At 69.6% G+C, this 23,473-nt stretch carries 20 protein-coding genes; 6 read left to right on the top strand and 14 right to left on the bottom strand.

What is annotated here, in order from left to right; genetic code table 11:
- Positions 1 to 141: 141 nt before the first annotated feature.
- From K1J57_RS07385 to K1J57_RS07325, 13 genes are all read right to left on the bottom strand, one after another.
- Positions 142 to 1,209: a bifunctional lytic transglycosylase/C40 family peptidase gene (locus K1J57_RS07385; protein ID WP_255646882.1), complete on the bottom strand. Its 1,068-nt coding sequence runs from the start codon at positions 1,207 to 1,209 to the stop codon at positions 142 to 144.
- Positions 1,206 to 2,036, bottom strand: coding sequence for a replication-relaxation family protein (locus tag K1J57_RS07380; protein ID WP_220563713.1), 831 nt, complete (start codon positions 2,034 to 2,036; stop codon positions 1,206 to 1,208). Before K1J57_RS07380 ends, K1J57_RS07385 begins: the two co-directional genes overlap by 4 nt.
- Positions 2,029 to 4,362, bottom strand: coding sequence for a type IV secretory system conjugative DNA transfer family protein (locus tag K1J57_RS07375; protein ID WP_220563712.1), 2,334 nt, complete (start codon positions 4,360 to 4,362; stop codon positions 2,029 to 2,031). Before K1J57_RS07375 ends, K1J57_RS07380 begins: the two co-directional genes overlap by 8 nt.
- Entirely contained in the window at positions 4,362 to 6,074 is a 1,713-nt protein-coding gene (locus tag K1J57_RS07370; protein WP_255646881.1) for a VirB4 family type IV secretion system protein, read from the bottom strand. The genes K1J57_RS07375 and K1J57_RS07370 overlap by 1 nt, the downstream gene beginning before the upstream one ends.
- Positions 6,075 to 6,208: 134 nt before the next feature.
- On the bottom strand, positions 6,209 to 7,162 hold the full coding sequence (locus K1J57_RS07365; RefSeq protein ID WP_220563710.1) for a PrgI family protein: 954 nt from the start codon (positions 7,160 to 7,162) through the stop codon (positions 6,209 to 6,211).
- A 30-nt stretch (positions 7,163 to 7,192) separates the two neighbouring features.
- Positions 7,193 to 9,103 carry a hypothetical protein gene (locus K1J57_RS07360; RefSeq protein WP_220563709.1) on the bottom strand — a complete coding sequence of 637 codons (1,911 nt, stop codon included), beginning with the start codon at positions 9,101 to 9,103 and terminating at the stop codon, positions 7,193 to 7,195.
- The gene (locus tag K1J57_RS07355; protein ID WP_220563708.1) at positions 9,100 to 9,471 is read right to left on the bottom strand and encodes a hypothetical protein; all 372 of its coding nucleotides are present in this window, start codon (positions 9,469 to 9,471) and stop codon (positions 9,100 to 9,102) included. Before K1J57_RS07355 ends, K1J57_RS07360 begins: the two co-directional genes overlap by 4 nt.
- 32 nt (positions 9,472 to 9,503) lie before the next feature.
- Complete coding sequence (locus tag K1J57_RS07350; protein ID WP_220563707.1) at positions 9,504 to 10,307, bottom strand: sigma-70 family RNA polymerase sigma factor; 804 nt, start codon at positions 10,305 to 10,307, stop codon at positions 9,504 to 9,506.
- A 278-nt stretch (positions 10,308 to 10,585) separates the two neighbouring features.
- Complete coding sequence (locus tag K1J57_RS07345) at positions 10,586 to 11,062, bottom strand: TrmO family methyltransferase (RefSeq protein ID WP_255646880.1); 477 nt, start codon at positions 11,060 to 11,062, stop codon at positions 10,586 to 10,588.
- A gap of 49 nt (positions 11,063 to 11,111) precedes the next feature.
- Positions 11,112 to 11,966, bottom strand: coding sequence for a hypothetical protein (locus K1J57_RS07340; RefSeq protein ID WP_255646879.1), 855 nt, complete (start codon positions 11,964 to 11,966; stop codon positions 11,112 to 11,114).
- 4 nt (positions 11,967 to 11,970) lie between these two features.
- Positions 11,971 to 13,266 carry a histidine--tRNA ligase gene (hisS, locus tag K1J57_RS07335; protein WP_220563705.1) on the bottom strand — a complete coding sequence of 432 codons (1,296 nt, stop codon included), beginning with the start codon at positions 13,264 to 13,266 and terminating at the stop codon, positions 11,971 to 11,973.
- Between the two features lie 50 nt (positions 13,267 to 13,316).
- Positions 13,317 to 14,552 (bottom strand): hypothetical protein, encoded by a 1,236-nt coding sequence (locus K1J57_RS07330; protein ID WP_220563704.1) that lies wholly within the window; start codon positions 14,550 to 14,552, stop codon positions 13,317 to 13,319.
- Positions 14,553 to 14,593: 41 nt separating this feature from the next.
- Positions 14,594 to 14,764 (bottom strand): hypothetical protein, encoded by a 171-nt coding sequence (locus K1J57_RS07325; RefSeq protein WP_220563703.1) that lies wholly within the window; start codon positions 14,762 to 14,764, stop codon positions 14,594 to 14,596.
- A gap of 292 nt (positions 14,765 to 15,056) precedes the next feature.
- Here K1J57_RS07325 and K1J57_RS07320 point away from each other — a divergent pair, with 292 nt between their 5' ends.
- Positions 15,057 to 15,704, top strand: coding sequence for an HAD family hydrolase (locus K1J57_RS07320; protein ID WP_255646878.1), 648 nt, complete (start codon positions 15,057 to 15,059; stop codon positions 15,702 to 15,704).
- On the opposite strand, the gene K1J57_RS07315 is transcribed toward K1J57_RS07320, so the two are convergent.
- Positions 15,688 to 16,914, bottom strand: coding sequence for a helix-turn-helix transcriptional regulator (locus K1J57_RS07315; RefSeq protein WP_255646877.1), 1,227 nt, complete (start codon positions 16,912 to 16,914; stop codon positions 15,688 to 15,690). The genes K1J57_RS07320 and K1J57_RS07315 overlap by 17 nt on opposite strands.
- A gap of 302 nt (positions 16,915 to 17,216) precedes the next feature.
- Here K1J57_RS07315 and K1J57_RS07310 point away from each other — a divergent pair, with 302 nt between their 5' ends.
- Genes K1J57_RS07310 through K1J57_RS07290 form a run of 5 tightly spaced genes read left to right on the top strand, consistent with a single transcriptional unit; the run spans position 17,217 to position 23,472 of the window.
- Positions 17,217 to 17,693, top strand: coding sequence for a roadblock/LC7 domain-containing protein (locus K1J57_RS07310; RefSeq protein ID WP_220563701.1), 477 nt, complete (start codon positions 17,217 to 17,219; stop codon positions 17,691 to 17,693).
- A complete protein-coding gene (locus K1J57_RS07305; RefSeq protein ID WP_220563700.1) occupies positions 17,690 to 18,496 on the top strand; it encodes a DUF742 domain-containing protein in 807 nt (268 codons plus the stop codon). Before K1J57_RS07310 ends, K1J57_RS07305 begins: the two co-directional genes overlap by 4 nt.
- Entirely contained in the window at positions 18,493 to 19,818 is a 1,326-nt protein-coding gene (locus K1J57_RS07300) for a hypothetical protein (protein ID WP_220563699.1), read from the top strand. The genes K1J57_RS07305 and K1J57_RS07300 overlap by 4 nt, the downstream gene beginning before the upstream one ends.
- A 52-nt stretch (positions 19,819 to 19,870) precedes the next feature.
- Positions 19,871 to 20,584 (top strand): hypothetical protein, encoded by a 714-nt coding sequence (locus K1J57_RS07295; protein ID WP_220563698.1) that lies wholly within the window; start codon positions 19,871 to 19,873, stop codon positions 20,582 to 20,584.
- A complete protein-coding gene (locus K1J57_RS07290; protein ID WP_220563697.1) occupies positions 20,581 to 23,472 on the top strand; it encodes a type I polyketide synthase in 2,892 nt (963 codons plus the stop codon). The genes K1J57_RS07295 and K1J57_RS07290 overlap by 4 nt, the downstream gene beginning before the upstream one ends.
- Position 23,473 lies beyond the last annotated feature (1 nt).

Genomic DNA, 23,473 nt, shown 5'->3' with positions numbered 1-23,473 from the left:
GCGGCCGGGCCGACTGCGATGGTGCACCATTCTCGCGAGAAGGATCAATGCGGAATTTGGGAAATTTCCCAAAAGGGAAATCACGTGCTTTCAGGCTTCATATGTGGCCTGTTTCGTTTTTCGCCTGAAAGCGGTTCGCGGTCACCCCGGGCGCACAGCGGCGACGAACACGCTGCTGTAGTACGGGCCGTCGACCGGCTCGACACGGATCACCTGTCCGCTTCTCGGGGAGTTCACCATCTGACCGCCGCCGACGTACATGGTCACGTGCGACGGAGAACCCCCGGGCGCTCCGGTGTCGTAGAACAGCAGATCGCCAGGCCGCAGCTCACCGAGCCCCACCCGCGTCCCGGCGTTCACCTGGTCTGTCGTCACTCGGGGGATTGCCACCCCGGCCGCCTCCCACGCCCGCATGACCAGGCCCGAGCAGTCGAACGCCCCCGGCCCGGTCCCGCCCCACAGGTAGGGCTTGCCGACCTGCTGTAGCGCCCACGCCGCCGCCACGGCGCCCGATTCTCCGCTGCCCCCTGCTGCTCCGACGGGAACCTCGGTGGGGACACTGGCGGCCAACGCCGTGAAGCGTTCGATGTGCTCCCGCACATCGCTCACGTAGGAGCCGCTCCGGTTGTAGCGCAGCAGCGCGGCTTCGAGGTCGTCGGCATCGGTGAAGTCGACCCCTCCGGCCTCCGGGTTGCTCACGCACAGGTAGACCGCAGCGCTCCAGGCGGCGTCGAAGACGTTGTGCGGGTCCGCGATACCGTCCCCGGACGCGTCCAGCCCGTGCGAGGCCCAGGTGGCGGGCAGAAACTGCATCGGCCCCACCGCCCGCTCGAACTCGGTCTCCCCGTCCCACCGGCCGCCGTCCGAGTCGGCATGCCGGGTGGTGTTGCCCCCGACCCCGGAGCCGTCCAACAGCGGCCCGGTGAAGGGCGGCGAGACCTCGCCGTCCGGGGATATCTGCCGGTCGGCCACGTGCCCGGACTCGACCTCACCGATCCCCGCGAGGACCGGCCAGGACATCCCGCGACAACCGCTGTACTCCTCTTCGAGTCGTAGGGCGGCCCGGACGTACGCGGTCAGAACGATCGGCGGAATGCCGTCCACCTCCAGCGGAACCCTGCTGCTCTGACCGCTTCCGACGACTGCACTGATGAACACCGCGGGGAACAGGAAGAACCCGCCGAGAGCGCCGGCGACCAGCCGGATCACTCGGCCTCCCCCAGCTTGGGCATGAGGTCGACGAGCCGCACCCGGTCCGCAGCGCTCGGCGCCCGCCACACGCGCTGGTCCGGTCCGGGCGAGGCCACCCTGGCGTGCGTGGTGACATAGGCGTTCGCCTCCTCGGAAACGACGTCCACCAGCTTTTTCACGAGATTGGTCTCCCGCTGCCCTGAGTGGACGATGAAGAGCACGAGCGAGGGCCGCTCGGTGTAGTGGGACAGTGCCTGGTAACCCCGCATCTTGCGGCAGACCGTGGCCAGAGACTCGCTTCCGGTGTCGTACTCGACGAAGGCCCGCAGGTTCAGGCCGTTCTGCCGCCACCGCACGTACGCGTCCGGGCGGATGTACTGACCCCACCGACGTGCGCACTCCGCCTCACCGAACCACCGAGCCAGCTCACCGGGCCCCGACCTGGCCGCTTCCGAGAAACGCACGAAGCACTCCGCCAGCCCCTGCACATGATGAATCTGCGGGGAGTACATGAGCCGCACCGCCTGGTCGGGGAAGACCGCCCGAGCCGCGGTGTCGGTGCCCTGGTGGTAGGAGACCAGCTCGGCGCCCAGGGGTGTCAGCACCCAGTAGTCGGGAAGTTTGCCCTTGGGCGTGTACCGCCGGAACCGGTCCAGGACCCCGTACCGGTGCAGGATCAGCAGCCGTCGCCGCGCTCGGCGCGGGTGCGTGTCGTGAAAGCACACCCGGGCGATCTGGTGGGTGTCCAGGGTCTGGTGCTCATAGACACCGCACAGGACAGCGAGGTCCCGAGGGGTGATCCGGGTGGTCAGGGAGGCGACGGTGTAGTTGGCGGGTTCAGTCATCTGCGTTCCCCTTACGATCGGAACCTGCCGCCGCCCCCGGGCCGTGCCGCCGCGCCACCGTTCGCACCTTCGTGGCCCGGCCCTTGACACCAGGGGGGAGAGGCCGGGTCAGGACCGTCAGCGCCCCCTGTTCCTTGGCCCCCACCAACGGGCGCACGACGGCCTGGTAGGCGCCCAGATGGGTCAGGTCGTAGGCCCCCAGTACGGGCAGCGTGTGCTGCTGGAGACTGGCGGCGTCGTCGGGAGAGGCGGAGAAGTAGATCTTCGTGCGCGCGTTCGCGGACAGCGCCTTGCGCAGATCGCCGGGGAGCTGGCCGAGCTCCTGGTGGGCGAGGGTGAGGCCGAGCCGGTAGCCGCGGGCCTCGGCGAGCATGTCCTCCAGACTGCCGGGCAGGTTGAGGAAGTTCTGCGCCTCGTCGATGTAGGCGGACAGGTCCTTGCGCCGGTGCTCCGGAGTGCGGATGCGAGCGGTCACCGCCTGCCAGGTCGCGGCCAGCGCGAACGACCCGATGAGGCTTGAGGTGTCCTCTCCCAGTCGCCCCTTCGGCAGCCGGAGCAGCACCAGGTGGCCGCTGTCGAACAGCGTGGGGAGGTGGACGGTGGACGCCCCCGAGGCCACCACCTGGCGCACCCACTTGCGCAGCAGGGCACTGCGGAGCTTGTTCAGGATCGGCCCGGTGACCGAGCTGCGCGCGGACACCGTCAGCCCCGCGTACCAGCCCCAGAAGTCCTCCAGAGCCGGGTCCCGTCCCGTGTTCTCGGTGACCTTGGCCAGGACCTGGGCGCGGATCCCGTCGTCGGCGAGCAGGCGCGGAATGTCCCCCAGGGTCAGATTCGGGTCACCGGCCCGGGTCAGAGTGAGGGTGGTCGCGCGCAGGATGTCGTCGGTCCTGGGCCCCCAGTACTGGTCATAGATGCGGCGGAAGATCCCCACCACGGTGTCGGACACGAAATCCGGATCTCCGCCTTCCAGGAAGTTGAGCCGGGGCGGAGGGCTGCTGTCGTCGGGATCGAACAGCACCACCTTGCCGACGGCGCTTTCGGGCAGACGGGCCAGGACGTCGGTGATCAGGTCGCCGCGCGGGTCGATGACCAGGGCGGCCCGACCCGCCACGGCGTCCTGGAGCACCAGGCGCGCCAGCAGCGTCGACTTCCCCGAGCCCGTTTTGCCGAGGATGTGGGTGTGCTGGCGTCCTTCGGCCACGCCCACCGCGACCGGGCGGTCGGGCACGACATCGCTGTCCCCGATCACCTTGGTGCCCTCGCCCCCGCGGGGCACCGCCGGGGTCGGTGCGGCCGGACGGGCCCCGGCGCGGACCAACCCGGGAACGGATATGTCGGTGGGCAGGTGCGCGATGGCGGCCAGCTCGGCGGTGGACAGCAGGAGCCCGTGGCCGAGGAAGCGGTGCACCGCCCACCAGGCGGTGCGGAACATGTACCCGCGATCCAGGTGGTTGCTGCCGGAGGTGAAGGCCGCGAACGCCGATCCCACCCCGTGCGCCAGTCCTCGCAGACGCTCCTTCGCCTCTTCTCCGGCATGGGTGGTGGTGAGGATGTAGGTGATCCCGCAGGCCAGGCGTGAGCTGGAGGCCTTGTTGAGGATCGCGCGCACATCGTCGCCGGTCCCCGGCAGCAGGGGCGGACGGGAGCGATGCCCGGTCAGGGTGGGGTCCAGGGCGTCGATGAGCTGTGCCGCTGCCGCAGTGTGTCCGTGCAGGCGGGCTGCCGCCTGGCGGGCCCGAGCCGCACGCAGGCCCGTGACCGGCCGGGCGGTGATGCGCACCATCGCGTGTTCGCCTTCGGCCAGGTCCCCCATCGCGCCCAGGAGCGGGCGGTAGGGGTCGGCGTCGAAGCGTGTGCGCAGCGGGAACACCTCCGCCCGCCCCAGCCGGAGACGACCACCCGTGCTGTACGCCCCGAGCAGCAGAGAGGACGAGCCGGGGGCCGCCTGCCGGGTGGAGGTGGTGGCACCGGGCCAGGCTGAGGTGACGGCGCGTTCGACCGTTCCCGGCGGTACCGTCCCGGGGACCCACAGCTGGAAGCGGACTCCGGCGGTGGAGGCCAGGATCTCCAGGGCGATGTGGGGCTGGAGCAGCCATCGGGACCAACCGGGTTTGAGCAGGCCCATCACGTGCTGCCAGAACGCGATCGCGTCCTCCATGGTGGCCTCGGGCGGAGGAAGGATCTCCACCGTCCGTGCCTGCCGGGACAGGTGGTGATGACGGGCCAGCCGCACCCCGAGTACGACCGCGCACACCAGCGCACCGATCAACGGGATCATGCCGAGGACGAGAAAGAACCCGCCGTTGAGCAGGAACGACACCATCAACCGTCCACCTCCTGCCCGCCGGTGGCCTTCGCTTCGGAATCCGGCGGTTCCGGGACACCGCCGTACGGGTCCTCTTCTTCTGCGCGCAGGGCGGCCAGCTCGGCGGGGTCGGAGGTGATCAGCCGGTGCTCGGCCGGTGAGGCCACCGGGTGGAAACCGACGCGCTGGTGGCCGGCGACCAGCAGCGCGCTGCCTCGCGGCGCGGTACCGACCAGGTGGGACTCCCCGTCGGAGAGCTGGAACGCCTCCCGGGCCATGTCGAGGTTCTGCGGAGCCTGTTTCAACAGGATCTGCGTGGCCGCGTTGGCGATCACGACCTTCCCCAGCGCACTGCCGAGCACGTCGCCGACGTCCTGGGTGATGACGGTCAGCCCGACCCAGTGTTTGCGGCCCGCTTTGGCCAGGCGCGCCAGGTAGCGGGCTGCTGCGGGGTCTTGGAGCAGCAGCCAGGCCTCGTCCACCACGACCATGCGAGGCCGGGCCTCGGCGCGCGTGGTGACATGCCGCCAGATGGCGTCCAGAGCCACCAGGACCCCGACCGGGCGCATCTCGTCGGGCAGGTCCCGCAGCGAGACCACGGTTAGGTGCCCGCCGACGGTGCTGTCGGAAGGGCCGTTGAACAGGTCGGCGTGGGAGCCCTGGGTGAAAGGCTCCAGCCGTCCGACCAGGTCCTGAGCCGCGCGGGCGAAGCCCTCCTCGGTGTCCGGTGCGGTGGCCAGCTCTTCCAGCACCGCGGCCAGGTCCCCGAGCACGGGCGCGGCCCGGTTCCAGGTGGCCGGGTCACGGGTGATTCCGGCCTGGGCGTAGGTGGTGACGATGGCCCGGTCCAGGACCGTCCTGTCGGTCGTTGAGAGGTCGCCGACCATCGCGCCGATGAGCGTGTGCAGGAACAGCGCCCGGGTGGTGAACCCCTGCTCATCCTCTGTCGCCGGAGGGAGGGAGAAGGGGTTCAGCCCCGGCTGTCCGGGGGAACCGAGCCGCAGCACGGTGCCGCCCACGGCGTCGGCCAGCCGCGTGTACTCGCCTTCGGGGTCGATGACGGTGACCTCCACCCCCACCATCAACGACCGCACCACCTCCAGCTTCGCCAGGTAGGACTTGCCCGCCCCGCTGCGGGCGAGGATCACCGAGTTGTGGTTGTCCAAGTCGCCGTAGAACCGGTCCCAGGCCACCAGGCCGGAGGAGTGTGTGTTGATGCCGTAGACCACCGTCGTCTCGCCCAGGTCCGCGACCAGCTCGGGGGAGGAGAACGGCAGCATGCTGGCGACGGCGTCGGTGTCCATCGACCGGGCCGTCCCCACCGCGTCGGTGCCCAGCGGCAGTGTGGAGATCCACCCCTCCACGGCCCGGAACATGGCGGGGGTGACGTCCATGAGCAGGGAGGAGCACAGGGCCCGCACCTGCTGAACGTGCCCGTCCAGCATCTCCAGGGTGGGGGCGTGCACCGTGATGTACACCCCCACTCGGAACAACCTGCCTTGGCCGGTGGCGATGCGGTCGGCGATCTCGGCGGCGTCCATTGCCGCCGTCACCTGGTGCGGGTCCTCCACCCGCCCCTGTGCGGTGCTGGTGCGGTGTGCCGACTCCAGCCTCGCCCGGCGCCTGCGCAACTGCTGGGCGGCGGTCGGCGCCGGTACCGGGTCCAGGTGGAAGGAGATGTCGAGCTGGCCGGGATAGGAGAACAGCGGCTCGGCCCACCCGGCGCTCACGTCGCGCGGATAACCGATCACCAACAGGGTCTGACACACTCCGCCGCCCACCCGCAGGTGACGGGAGCCGACGTGGATCGCCGGACCGCCCAGCTCGGGAGAGCCCGAACGTTCCCGTAGCTTGCGAAGAATCATCACCGCTCCTGTTCGTGCGCGTCGTTGGTCGGGTCCATCCACAGGTCTCCTGCGTCCGGGGCGTGGGTCAGGGGTGCTTCGGGAGAGGCCATCGACACGCGCAGCACCTGCTCGGCGTCTTGTCCGTCCAACACCTGGGCGCGCACCCCGATCGCCGAGAGCCGCCCGGCGGTGTCTCGGGCCGTGCGTCCCAGAGCCGCCCTGGCCCGTCGGGCGGACCCGGTGGCGGTGACCACGACCAGGACCTGCTGGTGGGACAGCTCATGCGTCGCGGCCAGCCCGTCCAGGAATTCGGCATGGCCCACGGCGGCATCGGCCAAGGCCGGGTACGGCAGGTGAGCGGCGTGCGCGCGGATCATCTCGGCCAGGGCCGTGAGGTCGGCGGTGCGGCGCTGCACGACGAGCTGCACCGGTTCGGTGAGAGCGTCCAGAACTCCGGCGAACGCCGCCAGCACCTGGCCGCGTTCGCGCGCGGAGGAGAGCTGGAAGGGGACGGTGGTGCAGGCGATGACCACCGCGCACCGCCTACCCAGGTCGATCACGCCCTCCGGGGTGATCGCTGAGGCGGGCAGCCGCAGCGGCTCTATACGGGGCGTTCGCCGTACCCTGGGCGCCCACCGCGGCCGGGCAGGAACCTGACCCGACGGCGCGGCCACCAGGTGTTTGGGGGCAGCAACCCACCGCATCGCCTGGGCAACCAGCTTCTCCAGCCCTTGGCCGCCTTTCTCGCCCAGCGCGAGGGCGATGACGACCCCAAGGGCGGGGACCAGGGCGGCCACGATCGCCCACCACGGGAGGTGGTCGCGCAGGAGCAGGTAGATTCCCCAGGCTCCGGCCAGAGCCGGGGCCAGGAGCAGGCACTGCCGCGCGGTCAGACCGAACAGAATCGGTTCGGGCCGGTCGATGTCGGCCGGTATACGGCTCCTCCACACCGTTTTCTCATCCGAGGCCATGAGCATTCCTCCTTGTCATCGGTGGTGCCGTCACGAGTCGTCCCGCCTTGCTCCCGGCCTCGGGGGCGGGAAGAGCCCGTATTGCTTCCACACCCGCCTGGGGCTGGAGAACAGCGGGATCTGCCCCTTCACCTGGGGGCGCTTGTCCCAGGACAGGGCGGGCATCGACGGCAGGTGCCGCAGCCCCTCCGTCGCCCGGGGACGGGGCCCGACCCATCCCAGGCGTTCAGGGGCGCGCCTGCCGGGCACCCGCACCGGCGGGGGCGTGGGCAGCACCAGCTGCCGCCACCGCCGCCGCGGAGCCATCGTGGGCGGAGCCGGTTGCGGCCGCACGGCCGGTGCGGCCGGGCGCGGGAACAGCACCTGCTGACCCGTCTTGGGTGATCCGGGCATGCGTCCCTCCTCCAGAGCACGACGTGGCGGAACTCCGGGCAGGCCGCGCGGCGCCCCGGGTGAGGGCAGCGGGCGCTGGCCGGGCAGGGCGAACGGGCGACCGAGACCGCCTGATGTGCCGGGGCCTCCCGGTGTGCCGGGGCCGCCGCCACCGGGAGGTGCTCCCGGACCGGCCGGCCACGGCCCGGTGGTCCCGCCGGGGCCGGGCAGCCCCGGGCGGCCCGCGCCGAGCGCCCCGGCCGGGTCGGGTGGGTCGTGGCGGGGCCGGTACCACCAGGTCTGCGGCTGCAACGGCTGCAACCCGCTCGGCGGGGTCGGGGTGTGGCGCGGCAGCGGCCTGCCCGACGGGGCCGGTGTCCGTCTGGGCCAGCGCACCCCCAGACCGGGCAGATTGCTTGCGGTCCGCGGTAGGCGCAGGCCGCTGACGCTGCGGAAGGCGAGCATCCACGCGATGTTCTTCAACAGGCTCGCGATCGGCGAGGTGCCGGGATTGGGCTGCCACACCAGGCGCATCACCCACGACCCGATCCGGATCTGGGTGTAGATCAGCACCAGCAGCAGCATGAGCTGCATCAACCAGTCGCCGTCCCCCACCTCGTCCCCGTCGGCGGAGGGGGTGTGGTTGATATCGGCGAAGGTCATCTGCCCCTCGAAGAACAGCTTCGCCAGGGACATGAACACGACCGCCTGCCCAACGGGGATGGCGCACAGGCCCGCCATGCACCGCCACCACATCTCCGCGATCCGGTTGGTCTGCGGCAGGGCGTGGAAGATCAACAGGATCGGGGCGCCGATGACCAGGACGATGGCCATGCAGATGCGCACCGCCTCGGTGATCATCCACACCACGAACAGCACCACCACGACCACCACCAACAGCACGGTGAAGATCAGGGCTTCGGCGACCAGGGCGTCGAGCCGGTCGCGGAAGTTCTCGGCCGCCTCCCGGGGGTCGATGGACTGGGCGCCGATCGCGGCCGAGACCTGGTTGGAGACGGTGATCATCTCGGTGGAGATCCACAGCGAGACGTTCGCCGCGACGAACCCCCACACGATGCGGGGCAGGATGTCGGCGGCCGAGTAGCGCATCTGTACGGTCTGGTGGCCCATCGCGATCAGACCGCCCGCCACCACCAGCAGCACGAACAGGGTGTTGGACACGCCCAGGATCCCGGCGTGCAGCCCTTGCATGCCCTCGGTGGGGACGGGGGTGTGGAACGCCTTGGACGCCAGCCACCCCAGCGCGGGGTTCAACCCGCTGACGGCGAAGTCGGCGAACCAGTTCGAGACGTGGCACCCGGCGTCGATCAGGTCGCAGTCGAAGACGGCGTCGTCGACCTCCAACTCCACCGGCTCCGGCTCCACCACCGGAGGCTCCCCACCCTCGGGGTCCTCCGGCGGTGGCAGCGGGTCATCGGTGATCTCCGGCTCGGCCTCGGGTGCGGGTTCGGGTTCTTCCGGTGGCGGGTCGTCGGACGGAGGCGGTAGCGGGTCGTCGCTGATCTCCAGGTCCGCGGGCGACCGCCCACCGGGCAGGGGCGAGGTCACTGGCCGCCCCCGGTCTGTGCGGCGAGCACCCAGTCCAGGATCTGCATGAGCGTGCTGGCCAGGACCGCGATGCCGTAGCCGATGGCGGTCCCGGTCAGCGCCCGCTTGGCCGAATCGATCGAACCCGGTTCCCCGCCCGCCACCATCCACCGCACCCCGGCGATCGTCAGGAACAGCGTGCCCAGGGCCGTGCCGAGCACGATGAGGATCAGCTGCACCCGGTCCACGATCTGGAGCAGCGCCGAGGCCTCCTGCTCGGCGCCCTCCCGGGTCTGTGCCCAGGCCCACGAGACATCCCCGGTGACCAGCAACCCGACGGCTCCCACCAGAGCCAGCCCCCACCAGACCTTCTGCGCCGGTGAACGCATACGTTCCCCTCCCTTCTTCGCAGTGACGCCTTTCAGGAAGCGGGACGAAGGCGCGAATGCGACACGGGAAGAGCGGCGACTTTCGACAGCAGCGGGACCACGACCCCGGCAGGGGAGGAGGCGGTCGGTTCGGTGTCCAGAGCCGTGGAGGCTTGCACATCACCGGACCGGATGGCTTTGGCCAGACGCTTCTCAGCGCGCTCACGCCGTTTGGCCGCGGCCTTGTAGGAGACCCCCAACCGCTGGGCCACATCGGCGAGCACGTTGTCTTCCAACCGGGTGGAGGCGATGAGATCGGCCTCGGAAGCGGTGATGACCCCACCCCGCACTGCGGCGATGAGCACCAAGTCGCAGTTCCCGCGCGTGTCGAGGCCGGGGTCGCTTTCGTTGCGTGCTCCTCCGTAGGGCGTCGGAGCGTCCATTTCGTGCTTGCGGGCGGAGAGCCCGGCCCGGTGCGCGGGCCGGGTCAGGTACCAGGCCAGCCGCCAGTACGAGAGGTTGATGGTCCGGACCTGCTGGATGGTCGCGGCCACAACCGCCGACTCCACCTCGTACCGGTCAGCAGGGCTGAATCCTCGCCCGGCCCGGGAGGCCGCTGCCCGCAAGGCCGGCATGCACAGGCCCAAGGCACCGGTCATCCAGTCCGAGGACCTGCGGGCGGCGCGGATGGTGTGCCGCCAGACCTCGTCGCGAACCTCGTAAGGCGTGCCGTCGGTGAGCAGGATGCGGCGCAGCTCGGTGAGCGGGTAGGGGCGGGGTTCGAGCCAGGGGTGGACCTGGTCGCCGTTCAGCACCAGGTGGGTGGGGGCCAGGTGCCGGAAGGCGTTCTCGACCACGTGCAGAGGTGAGCGCGAGCCCATGAGCAGACCTTTCGCCAGTGCGGGTCATCGGACACCCGCACCTTGACGAACGCCCTGCTCAGAGCACTTTCACGCCGGACTCAGGCCGGACTCACGGCGCACTCAAAGGCCGCTCAGAAGGTAAAGAATCCACCAAGGCATGGTCGGTGGAGGACGACGAAAGCCCTGCTAGCAAGGGCTGGTGATGCCTTGTGAGCAGGGCTCTGAGAACCGAAAAGAGATTTGTTGGGCAGATGGCGGCCGTGGTGCCGCAGCTACGTGTCTGAGCGCTTCTCCCAGTACCGGCTGAGCATTTCTCCGGGCCAGGAGGGCTGGTTGACCTCTCCGCGCGGGCCGAACTCGGCGAACCACGGGGCGATGTCGTAGACCGGGGTGCCGTCGACCGCGTCCAGGTCCTCCACGTGCAGGTCACGGCCTTCGACGCTCAGCAGGCGGGGGTGGGAGACCGCGATCCTGGCCGGGCGCCGGTGGTTGCGGTGGACGAACGTCCCCGTCTCCGGCCAGTCCGGGTTGTTGCGCGGGTGGCGTGCCCCGAGGTGCACATCGGCGTCGGAGCCCTTGCTGAAGTGCCACACGACTTCGAGGTGGCTGAATTCCTCCAGGCCCTTCAACGTGTCCAAGGGGAGGTCCTCGTTGAGGCGGATGACGGACCGCACACCGCCCCAGTAGTCGTCACTGACCTCGGGTCGGCCCCCGATGACGGTGGCGATGGGGGAGAGCGTGATCTTCACGATGTTTCCCTTCGGAGCGCTACCATCACGCGCGTTTGGCCCATGGTGATCACGACAGCTCTGCCAGCAGTGACTCTCCTGTCCTGTGGGCATGCTCGGTCTGATCGGTCGCCCTGCCTCGGCGTCTGGCCCCGAGGATCCTGTTCGCGCAGACCCACAGCAGGCTGAGCTTGCCGTCTCGACACGTGAGGCTGGGGTCCAGGCGCTCCGTGATCTCCTCAGCGAAGTCGGGCACACGGAACGCCGACTCCCACAGTTTCGCAGCGTCCAGACCCCTGGGCATCATGCCCCAGCTGTCCCAGTCCAGGAGGAACAGGCGGGGAGCGGTGAGGTTGGCCCAGTGCAGATCCCCGTGGCCGATCACCCAATCAGAGACAGTTGTGTCGATCGAGATGCCGAACGCTTCGCGGATGGAGCGGTCGATGTCCTCCTGGACAAGGGAGACACGGTCGGTGTCCGTGCGAGCCAGGTACTCCAGCGCGGCGGAAAGGTTCTCCCACCACTGTTCGGTCAGCTTGGGAGCCTTGTCCAGGATGTAACCGGTGGAGACCGTGGGCTCGTGTATGAGGGTCATCTCCTCGGCACGGCAGACGAGGCCGTCGTTCATCCAGTGCACCGCCTGGATGAACGACGGTTTGGGGACGCCGAGCACGGCCATCGAGGCCTCCAACCCGCTGAACTCGCGGGAGAAGACCCTGGACGGCGGATGCCAGCTGATACGCACCCAAGTCCCACGCGTTGTCGGAACCCCTACCGACGGGCGAGATCCCCGCACCACCAGGTGATCCTCGATGAGGCCGGTGCCCAGCCTGGCTGCCGCCGCTTCGAGCAGTCCCGGCGGTCTCGCCTGAGCCTGGAGGCGGACGGATGCCGGGGCGTTGCGTTCGGGGGTGGGTGCGCTCAATCGGTCACCTTTCGAGGTGCTCCCGCAGGTAGGCGCTGGCCTGCCCCAAGGAGAGGCGGTTCTGATTGCCGGAGACCATGTCCCGGAGGGTGACCTCGCCGGACTCCTGCTCCTCGGGGCCGAAGATCACCGCGTATCGCGCGTTCTGAGCGTTCGCCCACTGCAGCTGCTTGCCGAGTTTGCCGGAGGAGCCCAGGTAGGTGCCGACCCGCAGACCGTGCGCGCGCAGTTCGCTCGCCAGTTTCATCAGCTCGGCCTGCCCGCCCAACACCGTCATCGCGACGTCGAGCCCAACTGCGGGAGCGTCGCCGGCGTCCTGGAGGGCCAGGATGCGCTCGATACCGATGGAACCCCCGCAGGCGGGCATGTCCGGGCCGCCCAGCGAGGCGACCAGACCGTCGTAACGTCCACCCGCCGCGATCGACCCGGGGAAGCCTTCGGCTTCCACCTCGTAGATCGCACCGGTGTAATAGTCCAGCCCGCGCACCATGCGCGGGGCGAACACGGCCCGGTCGCCCAGGCTGGAGGTCAACTCCAGCAGGCTGTCGATCTGGTCGAGGCCGCGCTGGCCGCGCTCGTTGGTGGCGAGCTTGGACCGGATCAGGTCCTGGTCGTCCGAGGAGACGTCCTCGGCCAGGCGTTCGGCACTCGCCACGTCCAAGCCGCGCTCATCGACCAGCTCCTTGGCGACGGCACCCACGCCCACCTTGTCGAGCTTGTCCAGAGTGGCCAGGACCCCGTCACCGTTCTCCTCTGCGACGCCGTAGACCTCCAGAAGACCGCGGAGCGCTTCGCGGCTGTTGACGAGGAAGCGGAACCGCTCCACACCCAGAGCGTCCAAGCTCTCAGCCAGGGCCAGGACCACCTCGGCATCGGCCAACGGGGAAGCCGAACCCACCGTGTCGATGTCGCACTGGACGAACTCCCGGAACCGCCCCTCCTGCGGGCGGTCGGCCCGCCATACAGGGCCGATGGCGTAGCGCTTGTAGGGATTGGGAAGCTTCGCCCCGTGGGTGCCGATGACCCGGGCCAGAGGAACCGTGTGGTCGTAGCGCAGCGCCAGGTCGGGCTTGCCGGAGGCCTCGTGGACCCCGCGACGCAGGATCTTGAACAGGAGCTGGGAGGCCTCTTCGCCGTACTTGCCGGTCAGCACCTCCAGCCGCTCGAAGGCGGGGGTCTCCAGCGGGTCGAACCCGTAGCGCTCGAAGACGTCGCTGACGGTGGCGAACGCCGCCCTACGGCGGCGCAGGTCGTCGGCGAGGAAGTCCCTCGTTCCGGAGGGGGCTGCTGACTTGGCCATGTGAACGCTTACTCCTGCTGTGGTTTCAGGCTTCCCGGGATGGCGTCAGACTACTGTGGGTCAGGTTCGCTGACCGACCAGTCAGGGAAGTGCCGGGCCAGGAGCTCCACCAGCGCGGCGCGGTCCTCGGAGCTGCCGTGACCGGTGTGCAGAAGCGGTGTCCCGTCGACGGCCTCCAGTTCCTCCCACCCGTTGAGCGAGTCCATGAGCGTTCGCACCCCCGTCATCAGCGACAGGGACATCTGCGGCACGATCGCGTCCAGGGCGTGTGCCTGGTAGTAGATCGAGGAGCGCCGGGGCGCGGTGGAGTCGATCCGCTCGGAGTAGTTGACCTCGCTCACCTGCGGGTAGCACGAGTCCAGCAGCACCTTCGGCACGTCCCACACCGGCATGAAGCAGTCCACCTCGCCGGTGCGGCGCTTGGGGTAGGGGAGCGGTCGGCGTCCGTTCATCAGGCAGAACAGCAGTTCGGCCATGACGTCCTCGCGGTTGTAGCCCATCAGCAGGCTGGAGCCACCGATCTCCTTGTTGAGCGCGCGACCCACGAGATTGAGGAGCCAGGTCCCGAAGAAGTGGGAGGAGTCGGGCCCGTAGGCGGACCTGATCTCGGACCACAGGGCCTGGGGCGTGGCGCTCATTCCCAGCAGGGCCGCGATGTCCTCCGGGTGGAGCACGCGGTGGCCGAACCCGTGCCCCTCACACAGTTCTCGCGCCCGCTCGGCGGCCGAGCCCCGCCAGAGCGGGTCCAGGACCACGGTGAAGCACAGCACCTGGTCTGCGGGGAGGCCTCGCGCCGTGACGTAGCGGCGCAGACCCTGCACGATGCTGCTGGAGTCGCCGCCACCGGAGATCCCGGCGACCAGCGGGAGCTCCACGCGGTGTTCGTGGAGGAAGTCCGCGATCTTGTCGAAGACCATCTCGCGGAGCTGGTCGTCGTCGACGAGGTGGACGCCGTGGAGGGCGTCCTTCTCCGCGTACTTGAGGTCGTACATGGCCGCGACCGGGCGGTCCGTGTGCGCGAACGTGGTGAGGGCGGGCGGGATCAGGTCGGCGTCGGTGTTGCGCATGCACTGCAGGATGACGTTGCTCGTCTCGGGGATCGCGTCGAGCGTGTGAGAGATGGGAACGGGCCGCAGGCTCCCGTCGCCGGGTACTTCGTAGGCCTGGAACATGGACGGCGGAAAGCGGTTCGCGCGCAGCAGATCGGCGAACGACAGGGCGTCCTTCTGCGCCAGGGTCCTCGCCCCGTTGGCGAAGAGCAGTGTGACCCGTTCCCAGTTACTCACTCAAGACTCCTTCGTTTTCTGAGGCGGACGGACTCGTCGGTCTAGTAGTGAGCGGTCAGGGCGGAGCAGGACAGCGTCTCCTCCACCCGGGGCATGGTCATCCGGTCCATGCCGACCTGCGGCAGGGTGAGAGTCATGATCCTGCCGAGGTCGGCGGTGGTGAGCTGCGTCGTGTGGTCGGTGGACGTCGTGAGACTGGCCTTGTTGCTCATGTGCGCCTTTCCGTGGGGTTGTCACCATCGCGATGACCGGGACCGGTCCGCCGCCCAGCGGGGTTCGTACCGCGAACGGTGACCGGAGTCAGCAGTGTCGCGCGAACCGGGACACCGACCTATGCGCACGCGCATAATCTCGTCGTTCGATTTATGCGCGGTGTTCGAAAAACCCGGCATGGCCAGTGCGTGGGGATGTAGGGCTTTGGGTGCGGATGCCTTGATCGGCCGCTGGTTCTACGCTGAACACCGAGAGTCCCGTGCACGTCAGGTCTGGAAAGAGCAGGAGAGCATGATTCGCTCAGTGGTGTTCGACGTCGGAGAAACCCTCATTGACGACACCCGGGAGTGGGCGCGATGGGCCGACTGGCTGAACGTTCCCCTGCACACCTTCTCCGCCGTCCTGGGTGCTGTGACGGCCGAGGGGCGCAACAACGCGGAGACCTTCGACTACTTCCGTCCAGGCTTCGACCTGGCCGAGGAGCGCCAACGGCGTGAGGACGCGGGACGTGGGGAACTCATCGAGGACGTGGACCTGTACCCCGACGTTCGGCCCGGACTACAGGCCCTGCGGGAGGCCGGACTCTGGGTGGGGATCGCCGGAAATCAGACCGCCCGTGCCGGAGAGCTCCTCCGACAGCTGGACCTTCCCGTCGATGGCATCGCCACATCCGGGGAGTGGGGGGTGGCCAAACCCGACCCCGGCTTCTTCGACCGTGTCATCGCCATGGCTCCCGGGGAACCGCAGGAGATCGTGTACGTGGGCGACCACCGCGACAACGACGTTCTCCCCGCCCGTGAAGCGGGGCTGCGGCCGGCGCTGATCCGTCGCGGCCCCTGGGGCTACCTGTGGGCGGACGAGCCCCAGGTGCGCGCGCACGCGGACTGGGTCATCGACTCGATCAAGGAACTGCCGGGCCTGCTCACCGCAAGGGACTGACCCCGGTCTGAGCGACGAACTCACGAGCCTGCGCCTGGGCCCGGCTGGACGACAGCAGCAGCCCCGACAACGCCCGCACGTGGGGATTGAGCCGTGTGTGCTCCGGGGCTCTCTGCCATGCGGCCCGAAGGTTGGCCAAGGCCACCTCCTGGCGTCCGAGGAGGTGGTGGGCACGGGCCACGTCGATGAAGTAGTGCGAAGCCCGCTCAGCGGGAAGCTCCAGGGGCGGGGTCCAACCTGCGGCCGCGTGGAGCGCCTGGTCGGGGTCCTCGCACTCCAGGGCCAGGGTGACCTGGTGGATGCGCACGGAGGCGCTACCGAAAGCCGTGCCGGTGTAGACCGCCTCCCGGGTGTGCTCGGCGGCGAGGCGCGCTTGTGCCAGGTGGGGCGCGGCCTGTCGGGGATTGTGGTCCCTCGCGGCGAACACGGCGGCGCGCATGTGCAGGGACCCGTAGGCCGCCCATGAGCGCGCGTCCGAGGGCGTCAGGTTCTCGGCTGCGCGTTCGAGCAGGCGGCGTCCGGCTTCGTACTCGCCGGAGCAGAAGAAGGTCTCCCCGCGTACGTAGGTGGCGGCGGCCCGTGTGACGTCGTCTCCGGTCTGGTCGGCTGCCCACAGGAGCACCTGGATGGTGCGGGCTGAGAGGTGGTGGAGGCCGAACTTGTCGGCGATCGCGTCGGCGGCCCGGTACGCCTGCACCAGCAGGCGGGCCGCATGGGCACGTTCTTGCCCGTGGTGGCTCAACAGGGAGCGGCTCAGCTCTGGGAGCAGCTCCGGGAGGCGTTTCATCAGGCAGCTGTAGTGGGAGTTCAGGCGGCACCGAATGATGCTGTTGACTTCTCGCTGGAGCTGGCCGAGAGACCGCACCCGCCCGTCGTCGGGGAGGTCGTACCGGTTGACGAGGGATTCCAGCAGTGCGATGCCCTGCTTCCAGTCGACATCACCGCTTCCGCTTGCGGGCGTCGGCTGCTCGGGCTCGGCGAGGGAGCGAGGTGTTTCGTCGGCTGGGAGCGGGTCCAAGGCTCCGAGCCCCTGGAGAGCCTCGTGGATCTTGCGTCGGTCGCTGAGTCCTTTGCCTGCTTCAGCGCGCGTGATGGTGCTTTGGGCGACCCCGCACATCCTGGCCAGGGCTTCCTGGGACAGGTTCTTGACTCGGCGGCGCAGAAAACGGATCACCCGCTGGGCGTCACGTTCCCTGACGGCGTCCACCATCTCCGGATCCCGCCATACCCACGAGGGGATGCACTGACAGGACCCATGGTGGGCGCCGCGGTCCCGCCCGCAGTTTCCACAACGCATCGAGGGGTTCCTCCGTCACCTGGGGGTGCAACGAGATCACTCCACAGTAACCACGGGGCCGTCTGCGCGTTCGGGTTCTTTCCAAAGCGGAGTGGCCTTCTTCGGAGTCTCTGCGCCTGTCGGAAGCGAGAAATCGAACAGTTCGCATAGTTCGAACACCGCGCTTATCCGAGTACGCATAGGTTTCTGTCCCGGGCGCTCAGAAACTGCTCGGCATGGCGACCACAACACCGACGCCGCCGCGTCTGATGAACACCATCGCTCCTGATCCCGAGCACCACGGCCGACTCCAGGACCTGTTGGACGAGCTGGTCCGCGACACCGCTGCCTCCTACGGGGTGGTGTTCGGTACTCACGGACTGCACCTGCTGCGGTCCGGGGACCTGGGCCAGGTGGGTGCGGAGAGCGTCACCGCGATCATGACGAACGTGCTGCTGCTTTCCCGCGGGGCCGGGAAGCTCACCACCCGGGGCGAGGCGGAGACGGTCGTGGTCCGCTACGCCTCCGGCGCGCTGGCCCTGGCTCCGTTGGGCGACTCGTTCGGGCTGGGGTTGTTGACCGGTGATGCGGAGAAGCTGGCGCTCATCGCTTACGCCATCGCCCGGTTCACGACCCGAGCCGCGCACCTGCTCCCTCCGGACGCCCTTTCCTCCGCTGGCGGCCTGATGCCCGCTCCAGGAGGGGCACGGTGAGCGCTCTGGTTCCAGCCCCGCTGCTGGTGAGGCCCTCAGCAGCGGTGGTCATGCACACCACGGTCGAGGCCAACCCCGCCGTTCCGTCCTCCTACCAACCGGACCTGCCGGAGGCGTTCTGCCAGGTCCTGCAGCTGTGCCGAGGGCTGGGCAGGTCGGTGACCGTGGCGGAGCTGGCGGCCCGTACCTGCCACTCCCCAGCCGTGGCCGGTGTGGCGGTCGCCGAACTCGCGGATCTGGACCTGGTGCGGGTGGTGCGTGCCCCCGCCTGGGCACAGCGACTACGGGCTTGGGCCACCCGCACCCGCCCGGTCCCCGTGGCGGTGTCGGTGATCAAGACCCTGGTCGTCAGCGCCCTGGCCGAGTACACCCGGCATGCACTCGCCGACCTGGGCGGCGTCGGCCCGTGGCGGTTGCAGGGGCCGCCGGTGATCGAGGTCGCCACCACCCGTATCGCACCGGACCTGGACCTGCTCGCCCTGGGCGTCAGCGCCTTGGGCGGGGCGAGCCCGGTCTGGGGGGACGTGTGCCGTGAAGCCTTCGGTGCCGTACTCATCACCGGCCCAGGGGCCGAAGAGTTGAACGCGGCGCGCGAGAGCCTGCTGCCCCTGCGCGAGTTCGGCGTTCCCGTGGTGGTCCTGGTCCAGCAGGACGGTGCCGGTGACGTGGACACCGACGTGGTGCGCGCCTGCCTGGGCCTGTCCGCACACATCCCGGTGGTGGTGGGGGACGTCCATGAGCGCGGTATGTGCGAGGCGCTGATGGACCTGTGCTCGGCCCGAATGAGCGGAGGCCGGCGATGACCCGGAATCCGCGTGCGGTGGTGTTCGGCTCGGGGCACTCCGCTCTGACGTTGGCCACCGGGTTGTTGGCGGACGGGTGGAGAGTGGATGTTTTCACCCGCCATTCCACCCCCGAGATCCTGGGCCACGGCGCCGGGCTGACCCAGCTCACCCTTCCCTCGGTGCACGCCACTGAACTCGCCCTGGGGTTGGGACTGTGGCAGCACACCGCCCCGCCCGCCCACCAGGTGCGCATGCGCATGCTCCCCTCTTCGGGGGAAGGACTGGAGTTCACCGCCCCCCTGCCGGGAGCCGCGGTGGCGGTGGACCACCGGCTCAAGAGCGCCTACTGGCTCCAACACGTGACCGACCGGGGCGGGCGGGTCCACGAACGCACCTGCACATCCGGTGACGTGACCGGGTTCGCCGCCTCCGGACTACACGATCTGCTCGTGGTCGCCCCCGGCGTCGACTCCGACCTGCGCCACCTGTTCACACCCGACCCCGACCGCACCGGTGGAGCCACCGACCGCGTTGTCGTCCAGGTCCACCTGGCCGTACCCGAAGACGACCTCCCCGACCACGCCCAGGTTCTGACCTGTCCGTGGGGTGAGGTGATGCTGTACCCGGTCCTGACCGTGGACGGCCTCACTCCGGCCCAGGTACGGACTCTGTCCGCTGCGGACGCGCCGCCGGTGCACGTCACCCCCTTCGCAGGGGTCTGTGTGCAGGTCATGGCCCGCCCCGGTAGTCCGCTGGACCCCACACCCGCCATATCCCCGGACGGGGCCAACGGACAGACGGGCGCGGGTCTGCCGCGCAGGCACGGCGCCCACGCCCGCACCGCCTGGACCCACGTCCTCGGCCAGCTCCGCACCCTGGATGCCGAGCTGTCCGCCCGGTGCTCCGACCACGAAGTGGTGACCGGCTCTGAGCTGGTACGCGAAATACACCCGCAGGTCAGGCGCGCGGTCACGACCGTGGCGGGCCGACCCGTGGTGGGGATCGGGGACGCGACGATGACCGTCGAGCACGCCTCCGGCCAAGGAGCCGGGGCCTCCACCTGGGTCGCTTCGACCCTGCGCGACCAGATCCGCCAACAGCGCCAGGCCAACGGGGCCTTGGACGCGGAGTTCCTGTCGGGGGCGTGGGAGGCGTACTGGGCCCGCCACGGCCAGTACACCTCGGCTTTCGGCGGTTTCGTCACCGCCTACTGGAGCGGGTCCCTGCCCGAGCACGTGCTGTCCGGGTTCGCCCACACCGTGTCCACCCCAGAGGGGGCGGCGGCGTGGGCGGCCGGACTGGACGACCCCGCGCGGATGAACCGCCTTCTCCCCCTCTGACCCTTCCTCCGCTGTCCTCCTCCTTTCCCGAGACGGAAGGTGTTGCTGCACCATGCCCGACCACACCCCCTACACCGGCGCCGGATGGATCTCGCGCCCCAACCCGACCCTGTACAGCCCCGAGAACATCCGCCGCTACGGCGACCTCATCGTCGGCAAGTCCCACAAGTGGGCGTGGAAGCTCGACAACACCCGACTCCAGGACCTGTACCTGAGCCACGTCCGGGACCCCCACCTGGAGATCGGCCCGGCCGACCTGCATTTCCTGGACCGCACCCCGGCCCCGGCGATGGCCCACCAGTGGCAAGTGGACGTGGTCGACATCAACACCGCTCCACTGGACACGGCAAAGGAGAAGCTCACCGGCCGCGCCCAGGTCAGGACGCACGAGCACGACGTCCTCGCACTGCCCTGGCCGGTGAAGAAGCACCACTTCCTCTCTCTGGCCATCGGCAACGTGCTCCACTGCCTGCCGGGTGCGGGGTTCACCACGAAGACAGCGGTCATCCAGGGGATGGCCGAGGCCCTGGCCGACGACGGCGTCGCCTGGGGCTACACGCTGACCGGTGCCCAGGACCCGATGACCCGGACCAACCTGCTCGCACGGGTCCTGATGTGGCACTACAACAAGGCCGACAACATCTTCAGCAACCGCGGCGACCGGTTCACGGACCTGGAACGCGAGCTGAAGATGTACTTCGCCGCCGTCGAGATCTGTCCCATGGGCAGCGCTGCGGTGTTCGTCGTCGGGGAGCCCATCCGATGACCGCCAACGCGCCCGCCCCACCGCACCCTTCGGCGGCGATCATCGGCATGGGCTGCCGCCTGCCCGGCGGAGTCAACTCGCCCGACCAGTTGTGGAAGGCCCTGGTCGAAGGACGCGATTGCGTCTCCCGGATCCCGCAGGAGCGCTGGGAAGGGATGGTCGCTCGCCTGCACCCGGACCAGGTTCCCGAACGCCCGTTCCCGGCCGGGGTCGTGGACCACGCCTTCGACAACGCCTTCTTCGGCATCACCGCCGACGAAGCGGCGGAGATGGACCCCCAGCAGGGATGGCTCCTCGAGACCGCCTACGAGGCGCTGTCCGACGCCGCCTTGGACCCGGCGTCGTTGGCCGGGACCAGGACCGGGGTGTACGTGGGAGCCGCCTCCATCGACCAGGCCGCCACCAACTTCGGAACGGGCGCTCGGGCAGGGGTGTTCACCGCTTCGGGTGCGGGGATGGCGATCCTGGCCAACCGGCTCTCCTACCACCTGGACCTGTCCGGGCCCTCCCTGACGCTGGACACGGCCTGTTCCTCCTCGCTGACCGCCCTGCACTACGCGGTGCGGGATCTGCGCTCGGGTGAGGTGGACATGGCTCTGGTCGGCGGAACCAACGTGCTCGGCAACCCGGTCATCACCGCTGGCTTCACCGAAACCGGGGTGCTCTCGCGGAGAGGCCGGTGCGCACCCTTCGAGCAGCACGCCGACGGATACGTGCGTTCCGAAGCCGCAGTGGTCCTGGTGCTCACCCTTTCCGAGGACGCCACCGCGCGCGGGCACCGGATCTGGGCGCAGGTGGCCGGAACCGGGATGAGCCACGGCGGCAGGGCCCCGCACCTGCTGGCCCCACGCGCCGACCGTCAAACCCTGACGGTCCGCAGGGCGCTGGACGACGCGGGGATACTCCCCGCCCAGGTGGGGTGGGTGCAGGCCCACGGCACCGGCACCAGAGCGGGGGACCGTATCGAAGCACGAGGCCTCGCCCAGGCGCTGGGGGAGAGGGGCCCGGTGGTGGTGGGGTCGGTCAAGAGCGTGCTGGGCCACCTCGAAGGCGCCGCCGGAGCAGCGGGTGTCATGGCCGCGGCCCTGGCCCTCCACCACGGGCAGATCCCACCGACCGCACACCATCAGCACCTCCGCACCGGGTTGGAACGTCAGGTGCGGGTACCGACCCGGGTCGAGCCATGGCCGCACACGACGGAGAAAGACAGGGGAAGGGTGGCCGGGGTGAGCGGATTCGGGTTCGGCGGCTCCAACGCGCACGTCCTGCTCACCCGGGCACCCTCCACAGAGGGCCCCGCGGCCGAGGATCCGATGCCACTGCCGGAGACCGTGTTCGTCTCCGCGCATACCCCTGCCGCCTTGGCCTCGGCCGCTGGCCGCCTGGCGGTCAACGCCCCCAGGGGCGGCTCGGTCGGGGTCGTGGCCGACACCTCCTTGGCGCGGGGACCGCATCACCGCTGGCGGGCCGCTGTGACCGCCGCTGATCTGGGCTCGCTGGTCCAGGGGCTGCGCAGCCTCCAAGACGGCACCCCCGACCCGCACGCCATCGCCCCCCGCCCCGCTCCGGGAGAGCGGCCGTGGACGGTGTTCGTCTACTCCGGCCACGGCGGCCACCACCCCCACGCGGGGCTAGAACTCATGCACCTGCCCGTTTTCGCCCAAGCGGTGGAAGACGCGCGGGCCGCGTTGGCTCAGCAGACCGGATCCCAGGTCTGGGGTCCGGGGGAGGAGATCATTGGGTTCGCCGATGCCCAGCACTGCACGTACCTGGTCCAGGTCGGTCTGACCGCTGAGCTGGCCGACCGAGGCATCGTCCCGGACCTGGTGCTCGGTCACTCGGTGGGAGAGATCGCCGCCGCGTCCGCCGCCCAGATCCTGGACACCTGGACGGCGTCCCGGGTCCTGGCACGCCGGGCCGAACTCCTGGCACCGCTCGCCCAGAGCGGTGGATTATTGGCCATTCGCGCCAGAGTCGAGCAAGTCGAGGCCATGCTCGCCCCCTACCAGGGGAGGATCATCATCGCCTCCTACAGTGCCCCCGCAGTGCAGGTCGTTGCCGGGCCCACAGCGGACCTGGACCACCTCCACGAGTACCTGGACGAGCAGGGTGTGTGGTGCAGACCGGTTCCGGACGCGATCCCCGCTCACTCCCCAATGGTCGCTCCCGTCGTTCCGACGCTCCGCGAAGCCCTGGCCGGACTGGTCAGCGTCCCGGCCCGCATACCGATCGTCTCCACCGCCGACCCCGACCACCCCGGAGACCAGTCGCGCACGTGGGGGCCGGCCTACTGGGCCGAGCAGGCGCGGCAGCCGGTGCGCTTCACCCGGGCCCTGAAGGCAGCCGCCTCAGCTGCGGGTCAGCGACCGCTCGTCTTCGTGGAGATCGGGCCTCGTGCGCTGTTGAGCGAGCACATCGCCCACACCTTTCCCGAAGCCGTGACGGCTGCTGTGACCAGTGACCCCTTCGGGTTCGCTCGCGGGATCGGTCAGCTCTACACCACGGGGATCACCCCGACCGGGCCCACCGCGAGGGCTCACCCCGATCTGGTGATCGCCCCAGGCTGGGACCACGCCGAACGCGACACCTCGACCATGGGCGCCCCAGCGGTTTCGGCGCCCGCTCGGAACCAGGTGCAGGCGTACCTGGCCGAGGAGGTCGCGCGCTTGGTAGACCTGCCCGAAGGCCTGGATATCGACAGCACCTGGATCCAGACCGGGCTCGGAAGCCATAGCCTGCTCCAACTCACCTCACGCCTACGCCGCGTCCCGCCGTGGGCTCAGATCGACATCCGGCTCTTCCTCCCGGAAAAGACCTGGCGCCAGGTCGCCGCAACCCTGGCCGCACACCTGCCCGAAGCGAACGAACCTGTCCTGGACATGGGTTAAA

The sequence above is a fragment of the Nocardiopsis sp. MT53 genome (genome assembly GCF_019598965.1).
Taxonomy (GTDB): Bacteria; Actinomycetota; Actinomycetes; order Streptosporangiales; family Streptosporangiaceae; genus Nocardiopsis; species Nocardiopsis changdeensis.
The sequence above is the reverse complement of the archived record's forward strand: the minus strand, read 5'-3'. Positions and strand labels throughout refer to the sequence as shown.